Consider the following 16,100-nt stretch of genomic DNA (forward strand, 5'->3'; position numbering starts at 1 on the left):
GACCACGCCGCCTCGGTGGGGCGCCTCGACGATCTGCTTGCCGATCCCGAGTTCCTCGTGCACGCGGACTCGGACGCACTAGCTGGGCTGCTGAACGCGGCTGGTTCGGCGGACGCCCGCGCCGCCGCCGCTGTCTACCGCACCTCCCTACAACGGCAGCAACGGGCCCACCCCGCGTCCCGCCGGGACGTTCTGGCGATCGACGCTATGCGGCACGGGCAGCGGCGGCTGGCTAGTCGCCTGGCTCGACCACGCAGCGAAGCATGGCCGCCCTTACGGCCTCGGTGGGCTACGGCAGCCCAGGTGTCGGCGGCGGTACGCGCTGTCTTCACTGGCCATACACAGGCGATCACCGCGCTGGCCTGCTGCACGGTGAGCGGGCGGCCTGTAGCGGTCACCGCAAGCCGCGACGCCACCGCCCGGGTCTGGGACCTGGCTACGGGCACGTGCACGTCCACACTGTCCGGTCACCAAAGCTGGGTCAACGCGGTGGCCTGCGTCGATCTCCACGGCAGGCCGGTTGCGGTGACCGGCGGAACCGACGGGACGGCAAGGGTATGGGACTTGTCGACCGGAGAGTGTACTGCCGTCCTTGAGCACCCCGACGTGGTCACCGCGGTGACATATACGGAGGTGGGCGGCAGGCCGATAGTGGTGACCGGGAGCACGGACGGCGTCGCACGGGTGTGGGACCTCGAATTGGGTGCCTGCACAGCGACCTACGCGGGCCACGCGAGCTGGGTGAACGCGATCGCATGCACGGTGCTGAACGGGCGCGCAGTTGGCGTTTCCGGTGGTCATGACGGCACCCACGTTTGGGATCTGGCCGACGGGACTGGCCTCGGGGCAATGGCCGCCCAGTCCGACACAGTCAACGGGATCTGCTGCGCCTCTGTACACGACCAGCAGGTTGTGATCACGGTGAGCCATGACGGCACCCGGACCTGGGCCCTCGCCACCGGTGAGTTGCTGGCCCGGCCTAGCGAAAGTGACAGGGGGAACGCGGTTGCCCATACCGTGCTGGATGGGCGGGACGTGGCGGTGATCGGCAGCAACGAGGGCACTGTCATGGTTGTGGATTTGCAGTCGGGCACGGTCATCGCGGTGCTGACTGGCCACGTCAAGCGTGTGACGGCGGTCGCCTTTGCGACTGTCGAGGGCTGGCCTGTGGCGGTGACAGGTGGCGACGACGGCACCCGGATCTGGGATCTGAGCGCGGTGATTGGCGCGCCTCGGCCACTCGGGCACGGCAACCTGGTCCGAGGCGTTGCCTGCGCTGTCGTGGACGGGAGGGCGGTCGTCGTCACCGCGAGCCATGACCACACCGCTCGTGTGTGGGACCTCGCGACTGGCGCGCCGGTTCTGCTCCTCACAGGCCACGGAGGCCGGGTGAACGCCGTCGCATGCGCGCACCGCGGCGCTGACGCCCTGGCCGTGACCTGCGGACGGGACGGCACCATACGCGTGTGGGACCTGCGAACCGGAGCGCCTGGTGCGGTTCTCGAAGGGCACGTGGGCTGGGCGAACACGGTGGACTGCGCGGTGGCTGACGACCGAGTGACCGTAGTCAGCGGCGGTAACGACGGCACGGTGCGGGTTTGGGATCCGATGACCGGGACCGCGGTGCACACGCTGGCGGGTCACGTCGGTCCGGTTAATTCCGTCGCCTGCGCAGTCTTCGACGGGCGCACCGTACTGGTCAGCGGCGGGCAGGACCACACCGTTCGAGTCTGGGATCCCGAAATTGGCGCCGAACTGCGCGTGCTTACTGGCCACACCGCCCCGGTTAGCTCCGTCGCCTGCGCAGTCTTCGACGGGCGCACCGTACTGGTCAGCGGCGGGCAGGACCACACCGTTCGAGTCTGGGATCCCGAAATTGGCGCCGAACTGCGCGTGCTTACTGGCCACACCGCCCCCGTAAACGCCGTCGCCTGCGTCGATCTTGGCGGGGTAAGGATGGCGATCGGTGCCGGCCATGATGGCACGCTGCAACTGTGGGACATGTCCACCGGTGCCAGAGAGGCCCATGTCACGCTTCCCAACGCGGCGCACGCGCTCGCGGGCGGCCCGGAAGGCGAGATCGTGGTGGCGTTCGGCTGGGAGGTGACGGTGCTGGAGTGGGTCGGGGCACAGATGGGAGCGGGCCGTTGACAATTCGGATCGTTGGTGTGCACGGGGTTTGGAACCACCAACCGGGAGTCCCCCCGGCGGAGGCCGCCGCCGTGCTCGGCGAGCAGTGGGCCGATGGGCTGGGGACAGGGCTGGGTGACCTGGTGGGGTTCGACGTCCGCATGGCCTACTACGCGCCCTTCCTCAATGCTGTCGTTGCGCAGGGCGGAGACGGGCTCGACCACCTGCCCGGCGATGTACAGGACATGATCACGCAGTGGGCCGGGCTGCTCGAACCGATGCCGGACGACGTGGCGCAGGGCTATGCCACCGTACCCATCCGAATGATCATCGATCGCATCGCGAAGAGGCGCCGGCTCAACCGGCTTATGTTGCGCACTTTCGTCGCGGTGTTCTTCCGGGAGGTCGCGGCCTACATGCGCGACGGCGCTGGGCATCACGCCGCCCGCGACGCGGTGGCAGACGCCATAGCAGCACACCGCGCGCAGGTGGTCATCGCGCACTCGCTCGGGTCTGTTGTCGCGTACGAGGCCCTGTGGCACCGACCCGAGCTGGAGGTCGAGCTGCTGGTGACGCTCGGCTCGCCGCTCGGCATGCCAGGCGTGATCTTCGAAAGGCTGAGGCCCGCTCCAGGCGAGCGAGGCGAGCGCCCGCCGGGGGTGAGGCACTGGATCAACATCGCCGACGTGGGGGACATCATCGCGATCCCACGCCCCTTCACCCGGCGGTTCACTCCGGACGCCAACTATGAGGAGACGATTGGGCTGCTCGACTTCCATACCGCGTCCGGGTATCTCGCCCACCGACGGACGCTCGCCGCTCTTTCCGGCCACCTTCAAGGCCCGTCCAATGGGTAGCCGGCTCGGTGGCGGGACTCTGCCCGGCGCCCAGGAGGCGGGGTGCCGCAGCCGATGAACCTGACCGGAATCTGGGCGGCCGACGACGGGGCCATTTACCACGTGGCGCACAACGACGACGGCGTGGTGTGGTGGATTGGCATGCACGGGTGGACGCAGTTTCACCAGGGCGTGTTCTTCGCCAACGTGTTCCACGGCCGCCTATGCCCGGAGACTGGAATGATCGACGGGGACTGGGTAGACGCGCCCCGAGGTTCCGTCCTCGCGCAGGGACACATCGCGCTCGACGTGGTGACGCTCCCGCCGGTACCGGGCACTGCGGGTCTGCGGCACGAGCTGCGCCGCCGCGACGAGCTGACCACTGGGGGATTCGGCGGCTCAGTATGGCGGCGGCGCGCCGCCGGGGCCGGAATCCCCGGCGACATCGAGGCGCGGCTAGCGAGTGTCCGGCGGGCCGGTGGCCTTCCGAACGGTGACGCGAGTGGGCCAGGCCTGCGCCCGGCCGGGGGCTTCGTCATAGTGACCGGGCGGGTCGCCGAGTCCGGAACCGGCCTGAACTGGTCCGCGGCGGAGCACGGGTACTGCGCATTTGTCCGCGGTGAGGGTGGCGGCGATGGCACGCTGAGTTTCGACCTGTTGCCCGATCTTCCGGGCAGGCCCGAGGCGCTCGACCCGCACGCCGCTGGCCTCACTTCCGACAGGCCGCTGACTCTCGGACCCGACGACGGCGTACTGGCTGGCGGAGAGCCTGTCACCTGCCGAATGATCATGTACGGGCGGGCGAACGATGAGGCTGGCTGCGGTCGGGCACCGCGCGTGCTGCTCCCCGGCTGGCGCGAGCAGCACGGCGACAGCGTGCTCATCTGCGGGCTCCCCATCAACGGGTCCGCGTTCCTGTCGGATGGCCGGATCGCCTTCCGGGTGCTCCGTGGCAGGGCAGGGATCGATGACGAGCGATTTCGCGGGGAGGGACTTGCGGACCATTTCCCGATTGAGGATCCATTCCATCCCGCTCATACCACCGAGGGCCGTCCAGTCGATCTGCGGCTGGAGCCCGGTACACGGGTACGGGTGATCGGCGCGCTCAATGCCGATCTCGCCAGACCCGGACGTGCCGAACTGCATCCTGTCTACCGCGTGGACGTTCTTCAGGACTTTGCCCGCCGCCCCGCCGGAGCCGAGTTGACCGGTGCCTGGCAGGCTGACGACGGCGGCACGTACTTCATTCGCCAGATCGGCAACGAGCTCTGGTGGCTCGGCATGAGCCGGGACTTGGGTGCCGAATTCCTCACCGTGTTCCGCGGCACGATCGGCCCGGACGGCATCAACGGCGACTGGGCGGATGTCTCCGGCACGCGCGACCTGTCGCATGGCACGCTCGGCCTCGCATACGGGCCCGCAGGGTCGATGACGGTGGAGCTCGTGGCCACCGCAAGGACGGGCGGAACCGGGGCCTCGACCTGGCGGAAGCTGTATGACGAGCGCTGGTGGCACCTGATCTGAGCACGACGCTGGGTCCTTCATCGCCATTCGTCGGGCCAGCCCTCACGGGAGCGGGGGAACTTGTCCTCCGGGATCTCAAGGTCGGCCAGCACGGTCTGCGGCGCGGCCACGAGTAGGCGCAGGTGCTCCACGCCCGTCGTCACATGGGTCCAGTGGACACCGTTCTCGTCCGTGTATTGCAGAAAGCCGTACCCGTCCGCCGCGGGGAACAGAACGTGATCGAGTCGGCGCCGCGTAGGTCTGCCAGTGTCCAGCCGCGTGCAGCAGCCGGGGAAGCCCGTCAGCCGTCACGAGCCCGGCGTCGTCGGCGCGTCTGCTTCTGCGGGGCCAGGTCCTGCTTAGACGGTTCCGGACGTTCGATGCGGGTGGGGTTGCCGCGTACGAGGTCAACGTGGATGCGCCAGCGGGCGGTGATGGCGGCGCGCTCTGCCTCCTCGTCGCTGTGCTCGATGGCCTGTCGCAGCAGCCGCATGGAGATGCGGCGGTTGAGGCTGAACTGCCGCTCGATGTCGACCGTGACGACGATCCCCGTGGGCCGGTGGGTCGCCCGTACCGCCGTGCTGGCCTTGTTGCGATGTTGGCCGCCGGGGCCGCCGGTGCGGCAGGCGACGATGTCGACGTCTGCTTCCGCGAATGTCGTGCGCGGGGTGTCGACCCGGCACGGTTGGGCGAGGACGTACCAGTTCTTCCGGCCGGTGTTGGCCCGGTATGGGCTGGGAGCCTGCCAGCACAGGGTGCCGGTCCACGAGGCGGCGAATGCCTCGGCGCCGTCTCCTGCGATCTGGATGAGGACCGATCGGTAGGTGCCGCCCCGGTCACCGGGGACAGTTTGGGCCCGATGGATCTCCAGATTCTGCCGGGCGGCGTCGGCTTCCAACCGGTGCAGCAGCTGGGCCAGCGCCCAGGCACACTCCTGCGGGCCACGCCCGGCCGACACGAGCAGGTGAACGCTCACGGCCGGCCTCGCTTGCGGCGGTGGTCCCGGTGGTCTGTTCGGGGTGTGGACCCGAGGTCGGGCGTCTTGTAGGTGACCAGAGGAATGCTGGTGGCCACGGGCGTGGCCAGGTCATGGTCGACGAGGTCGGCGATGACCTGCTCGATGCGCTTGTAGGCCGTCGGTGCCTCCTCGAAGAGGAGCTGGCGGTCGCCGCACACCACCAGCGACCCCATCGGTGTGCGGCGCAGCTCTTCGACCCTGTGCTTGGCCCGGCCCCGGCGCAGGGCGTCCGCACGGGACATCTTGCGGCCCGCGCCGTGCGCCACGGAATAGTTGGCGTGCGACCCGGCGTGGCCGGCCACCAGGTAGGAAGGGGTGCCTCGCGTACCGGCGACGAGCACGTCGCGGCCGTCGCCCGGCGCGGCCCCCTTGCGGTGCAGGTAGATCTCGTCGCGGACCTCGACCAGGTTGTGGCACTGGTCGACGATTGGCTCGGTGGGCTCGCTCCCCAGCGCGTGGGCGACCCGGGCGGCCAGCAGCCGCCGGTTGAGTGATCCCCAGCGTACGGCGTCGTCATGCATCGCCAGATAGGCGCCGGGATCAGCGGCGGGGCCCGCGCCATGGACCGCGGTGTGGGCTCGCAGGATCCGTTCGCCCAGCCCTCGGGAACCGCTGTGGACGATGAGGACCAGGTCGCCGGCGGCGAGTCCGAGACGGCTCGCGTGGCCCGGCTCGAAGACGGTCCCGATGCGCGCCAGCTCGACGAAGTGGTTGCCTCGGCCGACCGTCCCGAGGCCCTCGACGTGACCGGCGGGAATATCGCCCCTTACAACGGCCCAGGCCGGGTCGTCGGCATCCTGCTCAGGATGCAGCGCGCGATCGAGATCGGGGAACCGGGCGGCGAGTTTCTCGGGTACGGCGCGCTTGAGCTTGATGGGGAACACGGCGATGCCGCAACCGATGTCGGAGCCCACCAGGAACGGGTACAGCCTGGTCGACGTCATGGCGGCACCGATGGGGGCGCCCTTGCCGGGGTGCAGGTCCGGCATGGCGGCGACGTGCATCATGCCGTCGAGGACGGCCACCTGGTGGCACTGCGCGACGGCATCGGACTCGATCCAACTGGTGGGGGAGGCGAACACGGCGACGGTGGCCGACCCCGTGGCGGGGATGGACGGCGGCAGAAACTCCTGCCGGGAGCGTTGCTGAGACAAAGACGCTCTCTTTGCTGAACAGGTTATGGACGGGCGGCATTACGGCGCGAGTCGGCGCCGTGGCATCTCGAAGTAGCGGGGTGCTGTCCGTTAGAGCATCATGGACACAACGTTTCCTGAGCCCGCCAGGCGAGGCAAGCCATTTTCGGCCCGTACGGGCTTGCGCGCCTGCACGCACCCCTCACTCAACGACGTGAGGGGTGCGCTGTGGTCGACACGCTGAGGCCATGGCGGATGAGTGCATTCTCATCGAGTGCCCAGCAGATTCCGGACTGTCGGCTGGATAAGCTAACGTCCTTCAGTTGGAAGCTCCATTTTCACCCTTCGCCGGTGAAGGGCCCTGTTCGGTGCCAGGTGCGGACGTTCCTCGGATCGGGATGCGTTCTCGACGCCTTATGCAGTGGCAAGTTGGTCCAGGAGCTTGACGATGTCGTCCCACTTGGCTACGGCATCGTGTGCGGGAAAGAACGGATAAGCCGATGTCAGCGGCTTGTTCGTCAGCGTGCGTAAGGTCGCCAGGCAGGCTTCGGCGAGTTCCTCGCGTCCCCGTCCCCGAAGCGGGTCAAGGTTGATGCACAGCGCTCGATTCTTTGGATAGAGCTGCGCGATGCGCAGATCGTTTCGGCTCGAGACGATTACGCCCGCAGCGGTGTTGGTCAGCAGCCGTCCCCCCTCGTCAGCCCACTGCTCGAGCAGAGTCCAGAGTGCGCGGACGTCTTCGTCGGCCTTGTCGCGAAGTTCTCTCAGGCTTGGCTGGGCAATGGCGGACTTGGCGGAGGCGGCTGCGGTGCGTCCGTACACGGCTGGGACGAGTGTTCGCAATCCATGGTCCTCGGCGACGTACTGCTTGACCTCTACCGCGAGGACTTCTGCGGGATTCATCTGCTCGTTGAGGAACTCCACGATGCGGCGGAGATCATCGGGCACGGCGTCGGCGACGAAGACCATGCGAATCTTGCCTGCTCGCAGGTTGTCGCCCACCTTGGCGAAGAAGGTCTCCACGGTGACCGTGTCGTCCCCGCAGAGCTGCGCGACCATACCTTGAGGATCGTGGCCGGACTCGCGCTGGGTCTGCTCAAACAGCGCCTGCAGGTTGTGCACGGGCCAGTAGAGGACGCCGTTGGCGGCATAGTCGAGCATCTGACCGACGACCTCGCGGCGGATGCGGCTATCACTGGCGCGCTTGACCTCGACCAAGGTGGGGATGCCGTCCTGGTCGACGAAGAGGTGGTCGAGACTCCAGCGTCCACCGCCTCCGTCCCGGTCCGGGACGCTGGCCTCCCGCCGGATCAGCAGCCAGCGACGAGGGTCACCGGGTGTCATCTGTCCGCCCGCCAGAAGATCCGGGTGAGTGGCCAACAATGTCTGGAGCACCTCTTCGGCTTCGTACGGCGCTAGACGCATCGCGAGAAGGCGACCGGACTCGTCGATGTGGAACATTCCGTCGCTGTTCAAAGCACCTCCAGCCGATCGGCCCATGACTGGCACACCGGAGAATCAACGTGGCCAGGCAGTACACCAAGGTGACATCCAACTGGCCGATGACACTACGGTTCCCGCCGAACTTGTTACGGCTGTTGCCGTACCGACGCCTCTAACCGGGCGTATCCCGCCGTCCAACGCCAGTTCGCCGAGGAACACCCGCCCGTGATCCGTTCGGGCGGGATGACACCGGCGGCGGCCAGCAGCGCCGCGGCCAGCGCGAGATCGGCCGCCGCATCATAAACCGGGATAGTCGGTGCCACGCTCACCGTGATCCTCCCGGCCAGGACGTTCCGCTGTTAAGGATCGCGGCCCAGATCCTCGCGCGGGCAGGCCCGACCGACGTCTCCGGCAGGCCGACCAGATACAACTCCGCGTCGCCGGGTACGGCATGGGCCTGAATGTCGATCACGTGGGCGGACAGGCCGATCAGGGCGAGCGACCGGGTGGAGGCGTAGCCCATGCCTCACCACCCCACCGGCAATACCGGGCGGGTCCCCTCGGGGCACTGCGCAGCCTTGTCGGCGACCTCGTCGGCCATGCCCGCGCAGTCCATCCCGGCGGCCGCCTCCGGCGGCAGACCGCAGTTCAGGGCAGTGCGGATCAGGTGCGCCAGGCTGTAGTGGGGATCGATCGAGAGCGCCCGTTCCACGGCGACGCGCGCCAGCGGCCCGTCCGTCCCCGTGCGTGTAGATCTCCATCGTCACCGAGATCCGGCTGTGCCCGAGGATTTCCATGGCGTCACGCGGCGCGACGACGAGTCTGGTGTCCGTCCAGTCCTTGCCCGCCTCCTCGCGGAGGATCTTCTGGTCGTCCCGCTGGATCTCCAACGCCTCCCGCACGACGCCGAGGAGAGGCAGTGACTGGTTGCCGGCCCTCGTCTTCACCGGCTCGTGGTGCAGCTCCTTCCGACCCGGACGAGCTGACGCTGGATGTGGACGTGGCCCTCGTCAAAGTCGACGTCCACCCAGCGGAGCCCCAGCGCCTCGCCACGGCGCAGGCCGTACACGAGGAGAAGCACGAAGGCCGGATACAGCGGGTCATAGCGCGCGACCCGCAGGAAGGCCCTCGCCTCGTCGGCCGTCCAGGGCTGATCGCTCGTTCAGCGTCGGGGGTCCCGGAGAGGACGCTTTGTGTGTCGAGCTGGTCGCCGAAGCGGAGCATGTGCAGGGCTTCCGCCTCGTCGTCCAGGTCAAGCCGATCGAGGGCCTGTTCCCAGGTTGGCAGCACTTCGCCGGTGTCGGGGTCGAGGTAGCCGGCCCTGTCCTCCCACACCGGCAGGTGGTCCCCCCTCGAATCGCATTTCGTCGGCGCCCGGCCCAGTCCTAAGCGCGGCGTTCTGCCGGGCCTGTCGTAGCGATGTGACAATCCCGGTGTGACTTCTCCCCGCATCGTCGCGACCGACCTTGACGGTACCCTCCTCAACTCCCTCGGCTCCGTATCCACACGTACCCGGCAGGCCCTTCGACTGGCCAGTGATGCTGGCGCGCAGATCGTGTTCCTGACGGCAAGACCGCCGCGCAGCGTCGTCCCGATCGCCGAGCAGGCTGGCGTCACGGGCACGATGATCTGCAGCAACGGCGCCATCGTGTACGACCTCGCCACCCATCGGTTAACCGCTAGCTACGCCCTTGACCCGGCCACGATCAGGAAGCTCACCGCCGCCCTCGCCGAGGCCGTGCCGGGCGTAGCGTTCGCTGCGGAGACGGGCAGGAGAGTGCTGGTCGAAGGGGGCTACACCTGGCCCGACGTCCACGACGCGGCCTTCATACAGGAGGTACCTGACATCTGCGACGAGGACCAGCCCTTCGTCAAGCTGCTCGCCGTCTCGACCGAGCACACCGCCGACGACATGCTTGCGATGGCGCTGCCCGTCGTCGAGGGGCATGCGGAGATCACCCACACGGGCGTGCACGGCCTCGTGGAGATCAGCGCGCCCGGCGTGACCAAGGCGGGTACGTTCGCCCTGCTCTGCCAGGAGCTAGGGGTGGATCCCGCCGAGGTGGTCGCGTTCGGCGACATGCCGAATGACCTGGCGGTCCTCACGTTCGCGGGCACTGGGTATGCCATGGCCAACGCCCACCAACTCGTGCTGGCCGCCATCGAACGCCGCACCCTGTCGAACGACGAAGACGGCGTCGCGGTCGTCCTGGAGCGGCTGTTCTCCTAGAGGGCGTAGGCGTCTTCCAGCTCGTGAAGCGTGCCCGGAAGCACCTGCTCCACGACCAGGGCGGCACGGCCGGTTCCCTCTGCCAGATGCACCAAGCACCAGACGGTCACGCGCGCTCGTCGTCGGAGAACAACACTCGCCGTAGGGCGACCGAAGTCCGCTCCTCCAGGATGAGCAGTCGCGCGACCGGCCGTTGTCCTGACTGCCGAGCGCACCAGCGATCGCCGAGGCGACCTCGACGGCGAAGCGGATGCGGTTGTCGACCGATCCGCCGTACTGGTCGATGCGCTCGTCGGCGTTGCTGGACAGGAACTGGTGGACGAGGTAGCCGTTGGCGCCGTGGATCTCGACGCCGTCGAAGCATGCCTCTGAGGTGAGGTCGGCTGTCGTCAGTCGGGGACGATGAGCCCGCGCTGGTAGGCGCGGACCAATCGGCGGGGCACCAGGAGTTCGCGTCCGTTCACAGTGATCGGCACCAGGTCGGGTGGAGTCGCCTTCCACTGGCTGCGGCGATGCCGGGTGTTGCTGCGCGAGGTTCTGCGCTTGGGGACGGCCACGATCACCAGCTCGCCTTCGTCACACCCGGCAGCTCGCCCCGGTGAGCCATCTGCCGGAAACGGATCCGGGACAGCCCGAACGTGCCGAGATACCCGCGCGGGCGGCCGTCCACCGCGTCTCGGTTGCGCACGCGCGTCGCGCTCGCGTCCCGGGGCTGGCGCGCCAGCTCGCGCACAGCCGAGGCCCGCTCTTCCGGAGTGCCGGTGCGTACGACCTTCTTCAGCTCCGCACGCCGTTGGGCGTAGCGGGCGACCACGGCCTTGCGCCTCGCGTTGGCGGCGATCTTGCTCTTCTTGGCCATCAGATCTTCTCTCCCCGGGCCCGGATCCGGGTGACGGCGGCCTCGATGCCGATCTTGTCGAGGGTTCTGATCGCACGGGCGCTGAGCGTGAGCCGGACATGGCGGTTCTCACTGGGCAGCCAGTAGCGGCGGTGCTGGATATTGGGGTTCCATCGCCGGCGGGTGCGCCGGTGGGAGTGGGAGACGCGGTTGCCGAAGACAGGAGCGGCTCCCGTGAGCTGGCAGTGCGCGGACATCAGGCCCTCCGGTAGCGCTGGTTGAACCGCTCGACCCGGCCGGCGGTGTCGAGCACCCGGCTGCGCCCCGTGTAGAAGGGGTGGCTCGCCGAGGAGACGTCGACGTCCACCACGGGATAGGTGTTGCCGTCCTCCCACTCGATCGTCTTGTCGCTGGTGATGGTCGAGCGGGTGAGGAAGGCGAACCCGGCGCCCGGGTCGCGGAACACGACCGGGTGGTAGCCGGGGTGGATGCCCTTTTTCATCGTTCCTCCCGGAAGGTGACGTGCCTGCGGATGATCGGGTCGTACTTGCGGAGCGTGAGCCTGTCGGGGTCGTTACGGCGGTTCTTGCGGGTCACGTACGTGTAGCCGGTCCCCGCGTTCGATCGCAGCTTGATCACGGGGCGTAGCTCGTTTCTGGCCATGGGCCTTCCTCTCTCGCCATCGGTCTGTGTAATGATAACGACAATCGTTTTCATTCCCGCAACTCGCTCGGAGGCCCCATGTCCACCCCTGTCGTCCTGGTCGCGGGCCTGCACGCCTCTGCTCGCACGCGCGTCGTCGATCGCCTCCTGCGCGACCACCCCGGCTCCCTCGCCGTCCACCACGACCTGCGGGAGGTGACCGCCGGCCGGGTGGAGCGCGTGGTGCGCGACGCCTCCACCGTGCTCGACCTGGCCGACGTACGGCTCGCGCACGGCTGTGTCACCTGCACCGTCCGCGAGGACCTTCTCCCTCAGCTGGTGCGGCACGCCGCCACCGCGTCGCTGCTCGTGGTCGACCTGTGGGATTCGGTCGAGCCGCGCTCGGTCGCCGAGGCTCTCGATTGCGAGGAAGCCCACGAGATCCTGCGGCTGACCTGCGTGCTGACCGCGCTGCACGCCGAGCACATGCCCGTCGACATCACCCGCGGCGACCGGCTGAGCGAGACCGGCCAGCCGGCCGCGGCAGGCGACCAGCGCTATCTCGCCGAAGTCCTGACCAGGCAGATCGAGTACGCCACCGCCCTGACCCTGCACGGCGGCGATGAAGAGGACGCGGAGCTCTCCCGCGCCGTGCTCGCCCACCTCGCACCCTGCACCCCGGTCTTCACCGAGTCGCTGCCGGGCGTGACCGGCGCCGGGCTGTGCTCGCGGGAACTGGCCGAACGCGTCGACCCCGCCACCGCCCAACTGCCCTGCGACGCACAGACCGACGAAATCACCACGGTCGTCTGGCGTCGGCTGCGCCCGCTGCACCCCGCCCGCCTGTTCGAGGCCGTGGATGAGCTGGTCACCCAATCGGTACGCTCCCGCGGGCGGTTCTGGCTGGCCAGCCGGCCCGATCGGCTGCTCGCCTGGGACGCGGTCGCGGGCATCGTGTCGGTCGAGGACGCCGGGCCCTGGCTGGCCGCGCTCCCGGAGGCCGCCTGGGACATGGTCTCCCCCGCCCGCCGCACGGCCGCCGACCTCGACTGGGACGACATCACCGGCGACCGCGTCCAGCACCTGGTGTTCAGCGGGCCCGACCTCGACCGCGAGCGCCTCCACGCTCTGCTCGACTCCTGCCTGCTCACCGAGGAGGAGGCCCTGGCGGGCTCCGACGTGTGGGCCGGCTACGACGACCCCTTCGCCCACATCCTCGACCTCAAGGAGATCGCATGAAGCCCCGCCGCACCCTCCGGAAGAAGGGCAACCCGTTGCAGGGCGTGAGCTACATCGACTACAAGGACACCGACCTGCTGCGCAGGTTCATCTCCGACCGCGGCAAGATCCGCAGCCGCCGCGTCACCGGCGTCACGGTGCAGCAACAACGCCAGATCGCCCGCGCCATCAAGAACGCCCGTGAGATGGCGCTGCTCCCCTACGCCTCCCGGCCGCGTTCATGACCGATACAGAGGACGGCGCCGCCGGCTCTCGACGGCCTTGCGGCGACCTTCTGCGCCTCCTGCCACCAATGCGGCTGATCCAGGTGACGATGCTAGGTTGAAAATGAAAACCGTTTTCAATCGTGACAAGGATCGACATGAACACCTCCCCTCTGCGTCGTCCCTCCCTGCTCGTCCTCGGGGGCCTGACTTCTGCGCTGCTGGCCGGCTGCGGCGGCCCGTCCTCCCCCGCGACACCTCCCCAGCCGACCGTGAGCGCGTCCACCGGCCCGGGCGCGGTCGCCGTGGTGACCTCCACCAACGTGTACGGCGACATCGTCCGGCAGATCGGCGGCGACAAGGTTGCGGTGACCGCGTTCATCGCCAGCCCTGACCAGGACCCGCACTCCTACGAGGCCAATCCGCAGAACCAACTGGCGCTGTCAAAGGCCAAGGTGATCGTCGAGAACGGCGGCGGCTACGACGACTTCATGGACACGATGCGCGACGCCGCCGGCAACACCTCGGCCCAGGTGCTGAACGCGGTCGAGATTTCCGGGAAGACGGCGGCCGCCGAGGAGGAGCTGAACGAGCACGTCTGGTACGACTTCCCGTCCGTCGCGCGGCTGGCCGACTCGATCGCCGCCGCGCTGGGCAAGGCCGCCCCCTCCGAGGCCGCCGCCTTCACCGCCGGCGCCGAGAACTTCAAGCAGAAGCTCAAACCGCTGGAGGAGCAGGAGGCGGCGATCGCGCAGACGGCGAAGGGCACCGCCGTGGCGATCACGGAGCCGGTCCCGCTGTACATGATCGAGGCGTGCGGTCTGACCAACGCCGCCCCGGAGGAGTTCAGCGAGGCCATCGAGGAAGGCAACGACGTCTCCCCCCGCGTCCTGCGGGACACCCTGGCCCTGTTCACCGGCAAGAAGGTGCAGGCCCTGGTCTACAACTCCCAGACCGCCGGCCCGGAGACCGAGAAGGTCCGCGAGGCGGCGACCGGCAAAGGCATCCCCGTCGTCCCGGTCACCGAGACCCTGCCCTCCGGTGAGGACTACGTCGGCTGGATGACCGCCAACCTCGACGCGCTCGGCAAGGCCCTGGGCCGATGATCGAACAGTTGGGCACCATCGCACCGCAGGCCGTCCCCGCCGGCGGAACACCCGTCGTCCTCAGCCTGACCCATGCGGAACTGCGCCGTGGTGAGCGCGTGCTGTGGTCCGGGCTGGATCTGGAGCTGCGCCGCGGCGAGTTCATCGCCGTGCTGGGGCCGAACGGATCGGGCAAGACCAGCCTGCTGCACGCCATCCTGGGCCAGTTGCCCCTCTCCGCCGGGACCCTGCTGATCGACGGCCGCCCACCCCGGCGGGGCAGCGATCTGATCGGCTACATCCCCCAGCAGCGCGCCGTCGCCCCGCACACGCCACTGCGCGCCCGCGACCTGGTACGGCTCGGCGTCGACGGCCATCGCTGGGGCCTGCCCCTCGGCAGCAGAGGGCTGCGGCGTCGCATCGACGACCTGCTGACCGAGGTGGGGGCACACGAGTACGCGGACATCCCCCTCGGCCTGCTGTCCGGCGGCGAGCAGCAGCGGGTGCGCATCGCGCAGGCCCTGGCCACCGATCCCACGCTTCTGCTGTGCGACGAGCCCCTCCTCGCGCTCGACCCGCACCACCAGCACGCGATCGTCGACCTGCTCGACCGGCGACGGCGCGCCCATGGCACCGCGGTGCTCTTCGTCACCCACGAGCTCAATCCGGTCCTGCCGCTGGTCGACCGGGTGCTTTACCTGGCCGGTGGCCGGTTCCGCGTCGGCACGCCCGACGAGGTGATGAAGTCTTCCGTTCTGTCCGACCTGTACGGCGGCTCGGTCGAGGTGGTCCAAGCCCACGGTCGCTATCTGATCGCCGGCGCTCCCACTCCGCACCACCCCGATCCCGCTGGAGGCGCCCAGCCATGAATCCCGATATCTGGCACCAGATCTTCAACTACGACGACTACGGACAGTTGCTGTCCCTCGTCGCCAACTCGATCATCGCCGCGGCCGTGCTCGGCGTGGTCGGCGGCCTGATCAGCACATTCGTGATGATGCGAGATCTGGCCTTCGCCGTGCACGGGATCGCCGAGCTCTCCTTCGCCGGCGCGGCGGCCGCACTCCTGCTCGGGGTGAACGTGGTGGCAGGATCCCTGGCCGGATCGGTCCTGGCCGCCGCGGTAATCGGCGCCCTGGGCGTACGTGTCCGGGACCGCAACTCCGCCATCGGCGTCCTGATGCCGTTCGGACTGGGACTCGGCGTGCTGTTCCTGTCGCTGTACAAAGGCCGCTCCGCCAACAAGTTCGGGCTGCTCACCGGGCAGATCGTGGCCGTGGACACCCCGCAGACGGCCTGGCTGATCGGCGTGTCGGTCGTCGTCCTGCTCGTCCTGGCGGTCATCTGGCGTCCGCTGACCTTCGCCAGCCTCGATCCCGACGTCGCCGCCGCCCGCGGCGTGCCCGTCCGGGCTCTGTCCCCCGTGTTCACATTGGTGCTGGGGCTCGCCGTGGCCACGACCATCCAGATCGTCGGCGCTCTGCTGGTGCTCGCCCTGGTGGTCACCCCCGCGGCCGCCGCCACCCGGGTGACGGCCTCCCCTCGCCTGATCCCTCTGCTCAGCGTCCTGTTCGCCGTCACGTCCGTGGTCGGCGGCATCCTCATCGCGTTGGGCAGCAGCATCCCGATCAGCCCGTACGTCACCACCATCGCCTTCGTCATCTACTTGGCCTGCCGCGCTGCGGGCGCCGTACGCACCCGAAGCGGCTGGGCGCGCAGACCCCCGGCTGTGGTCGCCGGCTGAGGCGATGGGGAGATCCGCTCCTCCCCGGCCCGGTTCACGCGGCCGCGTTCATCGTC

21 protein-coding genes and 2 pseudogenes are annotated in these 16,100 nt (G+C 68.8%); 10 read left to right on the forward strand and 13 right to left on the reverse strand.

Features of this window, described 5'->3' with window-relative positions; all coding sequences use genetic code 11:
* Window positions 1–207: 207 nt before the first annotated feature.
* From ACIBK1_RS02325 to ACIBK1_RS02340, 4 genes and pseudogenes are all read left to right on the forward strand, one after another.
* A pseudogene (locus ACIBK1_RS02325) lies at window positions 208–552 on the forward strand (hypothetical protein); the annotation flags it as partial.
* A 297-nt stretch (window positions 553–849) separates the two neighbouring features.
* On the forward strand, window positions 850–2,151 hold the full coding sequence (locus tag ACIBK1_RS02330; protein WP_396733107.1) for a WD40 repeat domain-containing protein: 1,302 nt from the start codon (window positions 850–852) through the stop codon (window positions 2,149–2,151).
* A 71-nt stretch (window positions 2,152–2,222) separates the two neighbouring features.
* Complete coding sequence (locus tag ACIBK1_RS02335) at window positions 2,223–2,987, forward strand: hypothetical protein (protein ID WP_051761825.1); 765 nt, start codon at window positions 2,223–2,225, stop codon at window positions 2,985–2,987.
* 42 nt (window positions 2,988–3,029) lie between these two features.
* Complete coding sequence (locus ACIBK1_RS02340) at window positions 3,030–4,490, forward strand: hypothetical protein (protein WP_030508577.1); 1,461 nt, start codon at window positions 3,030–3,032, stop codon at window positions 4,488–4,490.
* A gap of 17 nt (window positions 4,491–4,507) precedes the next feature.
* Here the strand turns inward: ACIBK1_RS02340 and ACIBK1_RS02345 are convergent, their stop codons facing one another.
* The 7 genes from ACIBK1_RS02345 to ACIBK1_RS02375 form a co-directional block, all read right to left on the reverse strand.
* A complete protein-coding gene (locus ACIBK1_RS02345; RefSeq protein WP_269321786.1) occupies window positions 4,508–4,633 on the reverse strand; it encodes a hypothetical protein in 126 nt (41 codons plus the stop codon).
* A 137-nt stretch (window positions 4,634–4,770) separates the two neighbouring features.
* Window positions 4,771–5,445: a peptide chain release factor H gene (prfH, locus tag ACIBK1_RS02350; RefSeq protein WP_396731684.1), complete on the reverse strand. Its 675-nt coding sequence runs from the start codon at window positions 5,443–5,445 to the stop codon at window positions 4,771–4,773.
* Complete coding sequence (locus ACIBK1_RS02355; protein WP_396731687.1) at window positions 5,442–6,641, reverse strand: RNA ligase RtcB family protein; 1,200 nt, start codon at window positions 6,639–6,641, stop codon at window positions 5,442–5,444. Before ACIBK1_RS02355 ends, prfH begins: the two co-directional genes overlap by 4 nt.
* Before the next feature lie 393 nt (window positions 6,642–7,034).
* Complete coding sequence (locus ACIBK1_RS02360; RefSeq protein ID WP_396731690.1) at window positions 7,035–8,096, reverse strand: hypothetical protein; 1,062 nt, start codon at window positions 8,094–8,096, stop codon at window positions 7,035–7,037.
* Between the two features lie 292 nt (window positions 8,097–8,388).
* Window positions 8,389–8,586, reverse strand: coding sequence for a hypothetical protein (locus ACIBK1_RS02365; RefSeq protein WP_030508572.1), 198 nt, complete (start codon window positions 8,584–8,586; stop codon window positions 8,389–8,391).
* 3 nt (window positions 8,587–8,589) lie between these two features.
* A complete protein-coding gene (locus ACIBK1_RS02370) occupies window positions 8,590–8,790 on the reverse strand; it encodes a DUF4192 family protein (protein ID WP_396733110.1) in 201 nt (66 codons plus the stop codon).
* Between the two features lie 216 nt (window positions 8,791–9,006).
* A complete protein-coding gene (locus ACIBK1_RS02375) occupies window positions 9,007–9,144 on the reverse strand; it encodes a site-specific integrase (RefSeq protein ID WP_331281172.1) in 138 nt (45 codons plus the stop codon).
* Window positions 9,145–9,498: 354 nt separating this feature from the next.
* On the opposite strand from ACIBK1_RS02375, the gene ACIBK1_RS02380 reads away from it, so the two are divergent.
* Window positions 9,499–10,293, forward strand: a complete 795-nt coding sequence (locus tag ACIBK1_RS02380; RefSeq protein ID WP_396731694.1) for a Cof-type HAD-IIB family hydrolase — start codon at window positions 9,499–9,501, stop codon at window positions 10,291–10,293.
* A 213-nt stretch (window positions 10,294–10,506) separates the two neighbouring features.
* Here the strand turns inward: ACIBK1_RS02380 and ACIBK1_RS02385 are convergent.
* The 6 genes and pseudogenes from ACIBK1_RS02385 to rpmG form a co-directional block, all read right to left on the reverse strand.
* Window positions 10,507–10,725: pseudogene (locus tag ACIBK1_RS02385) on the reverse strand (oxidoreductase); the annotation flags it as partial.
* Window positions 10,683–10,850 (reverse strand): 50S ribosomal protein L32, encoded by a 168-nt coding sequence (rpmF, locus tag ACIBK1_RS02390; protein ID WP_030508570.1) that lies wholly within the window; start codon window positions 10,848–10,850, stop codon window positions 10,683–10,685. The pseudogene ACIBK1_RS02385 and the gene rpmF, both read right to left, overlap by 43 nt.
* Window positions 10,851–10,852: 2 nt before the next feature.
* Entirely contained in the window at window positions 10,853–11,152 is a 300-nt protein-coding gene (gene rpsN / locus ACIBK1_RS02395; RefSeq protein WP_396731697.1) for a 30S ribosomal protein S14, read from the reverse strand.
* On the reverse strand, window positions 11,152–11,388 hold the full coding sequence (rpmB, locus tag ACIBK1_RS02400; protein ID WP_030512523.1) for a 50S ribosomal protein L28: 237 nt from the start codon (window positions 11,386–11,388) through the stop codon (window positions 11,152–11,154). Before rpmB ends, rpsN begins: the two co-directional genes overlap by 1 nt.
* Window positions 11,388–11,633 carry a type B 50S ribosomal protein L31 gene (locus tag ACIBK1_RS02405; RefSeq protein ID WP_030512522.1) on the reverse strand — a complete coding sequence of 82 codons (246 nt, stop codon included), beginning with the start codon at window positions 11,631–11,633 and terminating at the stop codon, window positions 11,388–11,390. The genes rpmB and ACIBK1_RS02405 overlap by 1 nt, the downstream gene beginning before the upstream one ends.
* Window positions 11,630–11,794: a 50S ribosomal protein L33 gene (gene rpmG, locus ACIBK1_RS02410; RefSeq protein WP_030512521.1), complete on the reverse strand. Its 165-nt coding sequence runs from the start codon at window positions 11,792–11,794 to the stop codon at window positions 11,630–11,632. The genes ACIBK1_RS02405 and rpmG overlap by 4 nt, the downstream gene beginning before the upstream one ends.
* Before the next feature lie 78 nt (window positions 11,795–11,872).
* On the opposite strand from rpmG, the gene ACIBK1_RS02415 reads away from it, so the two are divergent.
* The 5 genes from ACIBK1_RS02415 to ACIBK1_RS02435 all read left to right on the forward strand — a co-directional run bounded on the left by ACIBK1_RS02415 (window position 11,873) and on the right by ACIBK1_RS02435 (window position 16,044).
* Window positions 11,873–13,012 carry a CobW family GTP-binding protein gene (locus ACIBK1_RS02415; RefSeq protein WP_396731701.1) on the forward strand — a complete coding sequence of 380 codons (1,140 nt, stop codon included), beginning with the start codon at window positions 11,873–11,875 and terminating at the stop codon, window positions 13,010–13,012.
* Window positions 13,009–13,236 carry a 30S ribosomal protein S18 gene (gene rpsR, locus ACIBK1_RS02420; RefSeq protein WP_030512520.1) on the forward strand — a complete coding sequence of 76 codons (228 nt, stop codon included), beginning with the start codon at window positions 13,009–13,011 and terminating at the stop codon, window positions 13,234–13,236. Before ACIBK1_RS02415 ends, rpsR begins: the two co-directional genes overlap by 4 nt.
* 137 nt (window positions 13,237–13,373) lie before the next feature.
* The gene (locus tag ACIBK1_RS02425; RefSeq protein WP_396731704.1) at window positions 13,374–14,321 is read left to right on the forward strand and encodes a metal ABC transporter solute-binding protein, Zn/Mn family; all 948 of its coding nucleotides are present in this window, start codon (window positions 13,374–13,376) and stop codon (window positions 14,319–14,321) included.
* Window positions 14,318–15,169 (forward strand): metal ABC transporter ATP-binding protein, encoded by an 852-nt coding sequence (locus tag ACIBK1_RS02430; protein ID WP_396731707.1) that lies wholly within the window; start codon window positions 14,318–14,320, stop codon window positions 15,167–15,169. Before ACIBK1_RS02425 ends, ACIBK1_RS02430 begins: the two co-directional genes overlap by 4 nt.
* The gene (locus ACIBK1_RS02435) at window positions 15,166–16,044 is read left to right on the forward strand and encodes a metal ABC transporter permease (protein WP_030512517.1); all 879 of its coding nucleotides are present in this window, start codon (window positions 15,166–15,168) and stop codon (window positions 16,042–16,044) included. Before ACIBK1_RS02430 ends, ACIBK1_RS02435 begins: the two co-directional genes overlap by 4 nt.
* Window positions 16,045–16,100: the final 56 nt, after the last annotated feature.

It is taken from the genome of Microbispora rosea, from assembly GCF_044460045.1.
Lineage (GTDB): Bacteria > Actinomycetota > Actinomycetes > Streptosporangiales > Streptosporangiaceae > Microbispora > Microbispora rosea.

Bases quoted from the DNA above. Each gene is read 5' to 3' on its own strand.
- rpsN (WP_396731697.1), bottom strand. From the start codon at position 11,152: ATGGCCAAGAAGAGCAAGATCGCCGCCAACGCGAGGCGCAAGGCCGTG.
- ACIBK1_RS02435 (WP_030512517.1), top strand. From the start codon at position 15,166: ATGAATCCCGATATCTGGCACCAGATCTTCAACTACGACGACTACGGA.
- rpmB (WP_030512523.1), bottom strand. From the start codon at position 11,388: ATGTCCGCGCACTGCCAGCTCACGGGAGCCGCTCCTGTCTTCGGCAAC.
- rpmG (WP_030512521.1), bottom strand. From the start codon at position 11,794: ATGGCCAGAAACGAGCTACGCCCCGTGATCAAGCTGCGATCGAACGCG.
- rpsR (WP_030512520.1), top strand. From the start codon at position 13,009: ATGAAGCCCCGCCGCACCCTCCGGAAGAAGGGCAACCCGTTGCAGGGC.
- ACIBK1_RS02405 (WP_030512522.1), bottom strand. From the start codon at position 11,633: ATGAAAAAGGGCATCCACCCCGGCTACCACCCGGTCGTGTTCCGCGAC.
- ACIBK1_RS02425 (WP_396731704.1), top strand. From the start codon at position 13,374: ATGAACACCTCCCCTCTGCGTCGTCCCTCCCTGCTCGTCCTCGGGGGC.
- ACIBK1_RS02430 (WP_396731707.1), top strand. From the start codon at position 14,318: ATGATCGAACAGTTGGGCACCATCGCACCGCAGGCCGTCCCCGCCGGC.
- ACIBK1_RS02365 (WP_030508572.1), bottom strand. From the start codon at position 8,586: ATGGGCTACGCCTCCACCCGGTCGCTCGCCCTGATCGGCCTGTCCGCC.
- ACIBK1_RS02330 (WP_396733107.1), top strand. From the start codon at position 850: ATGGCCGCCCAGTCCGACACAGTCAACGGGATCTGCTGCGCCTCTGTA.
- ACIBK1_RS02415 (WP_396731701.1), top strand. From the start codon at position 11,873: ATGTCCACCCCTGTCGTCCTGGTCGCGGGCCTGCACGCCTCTGCTCGC.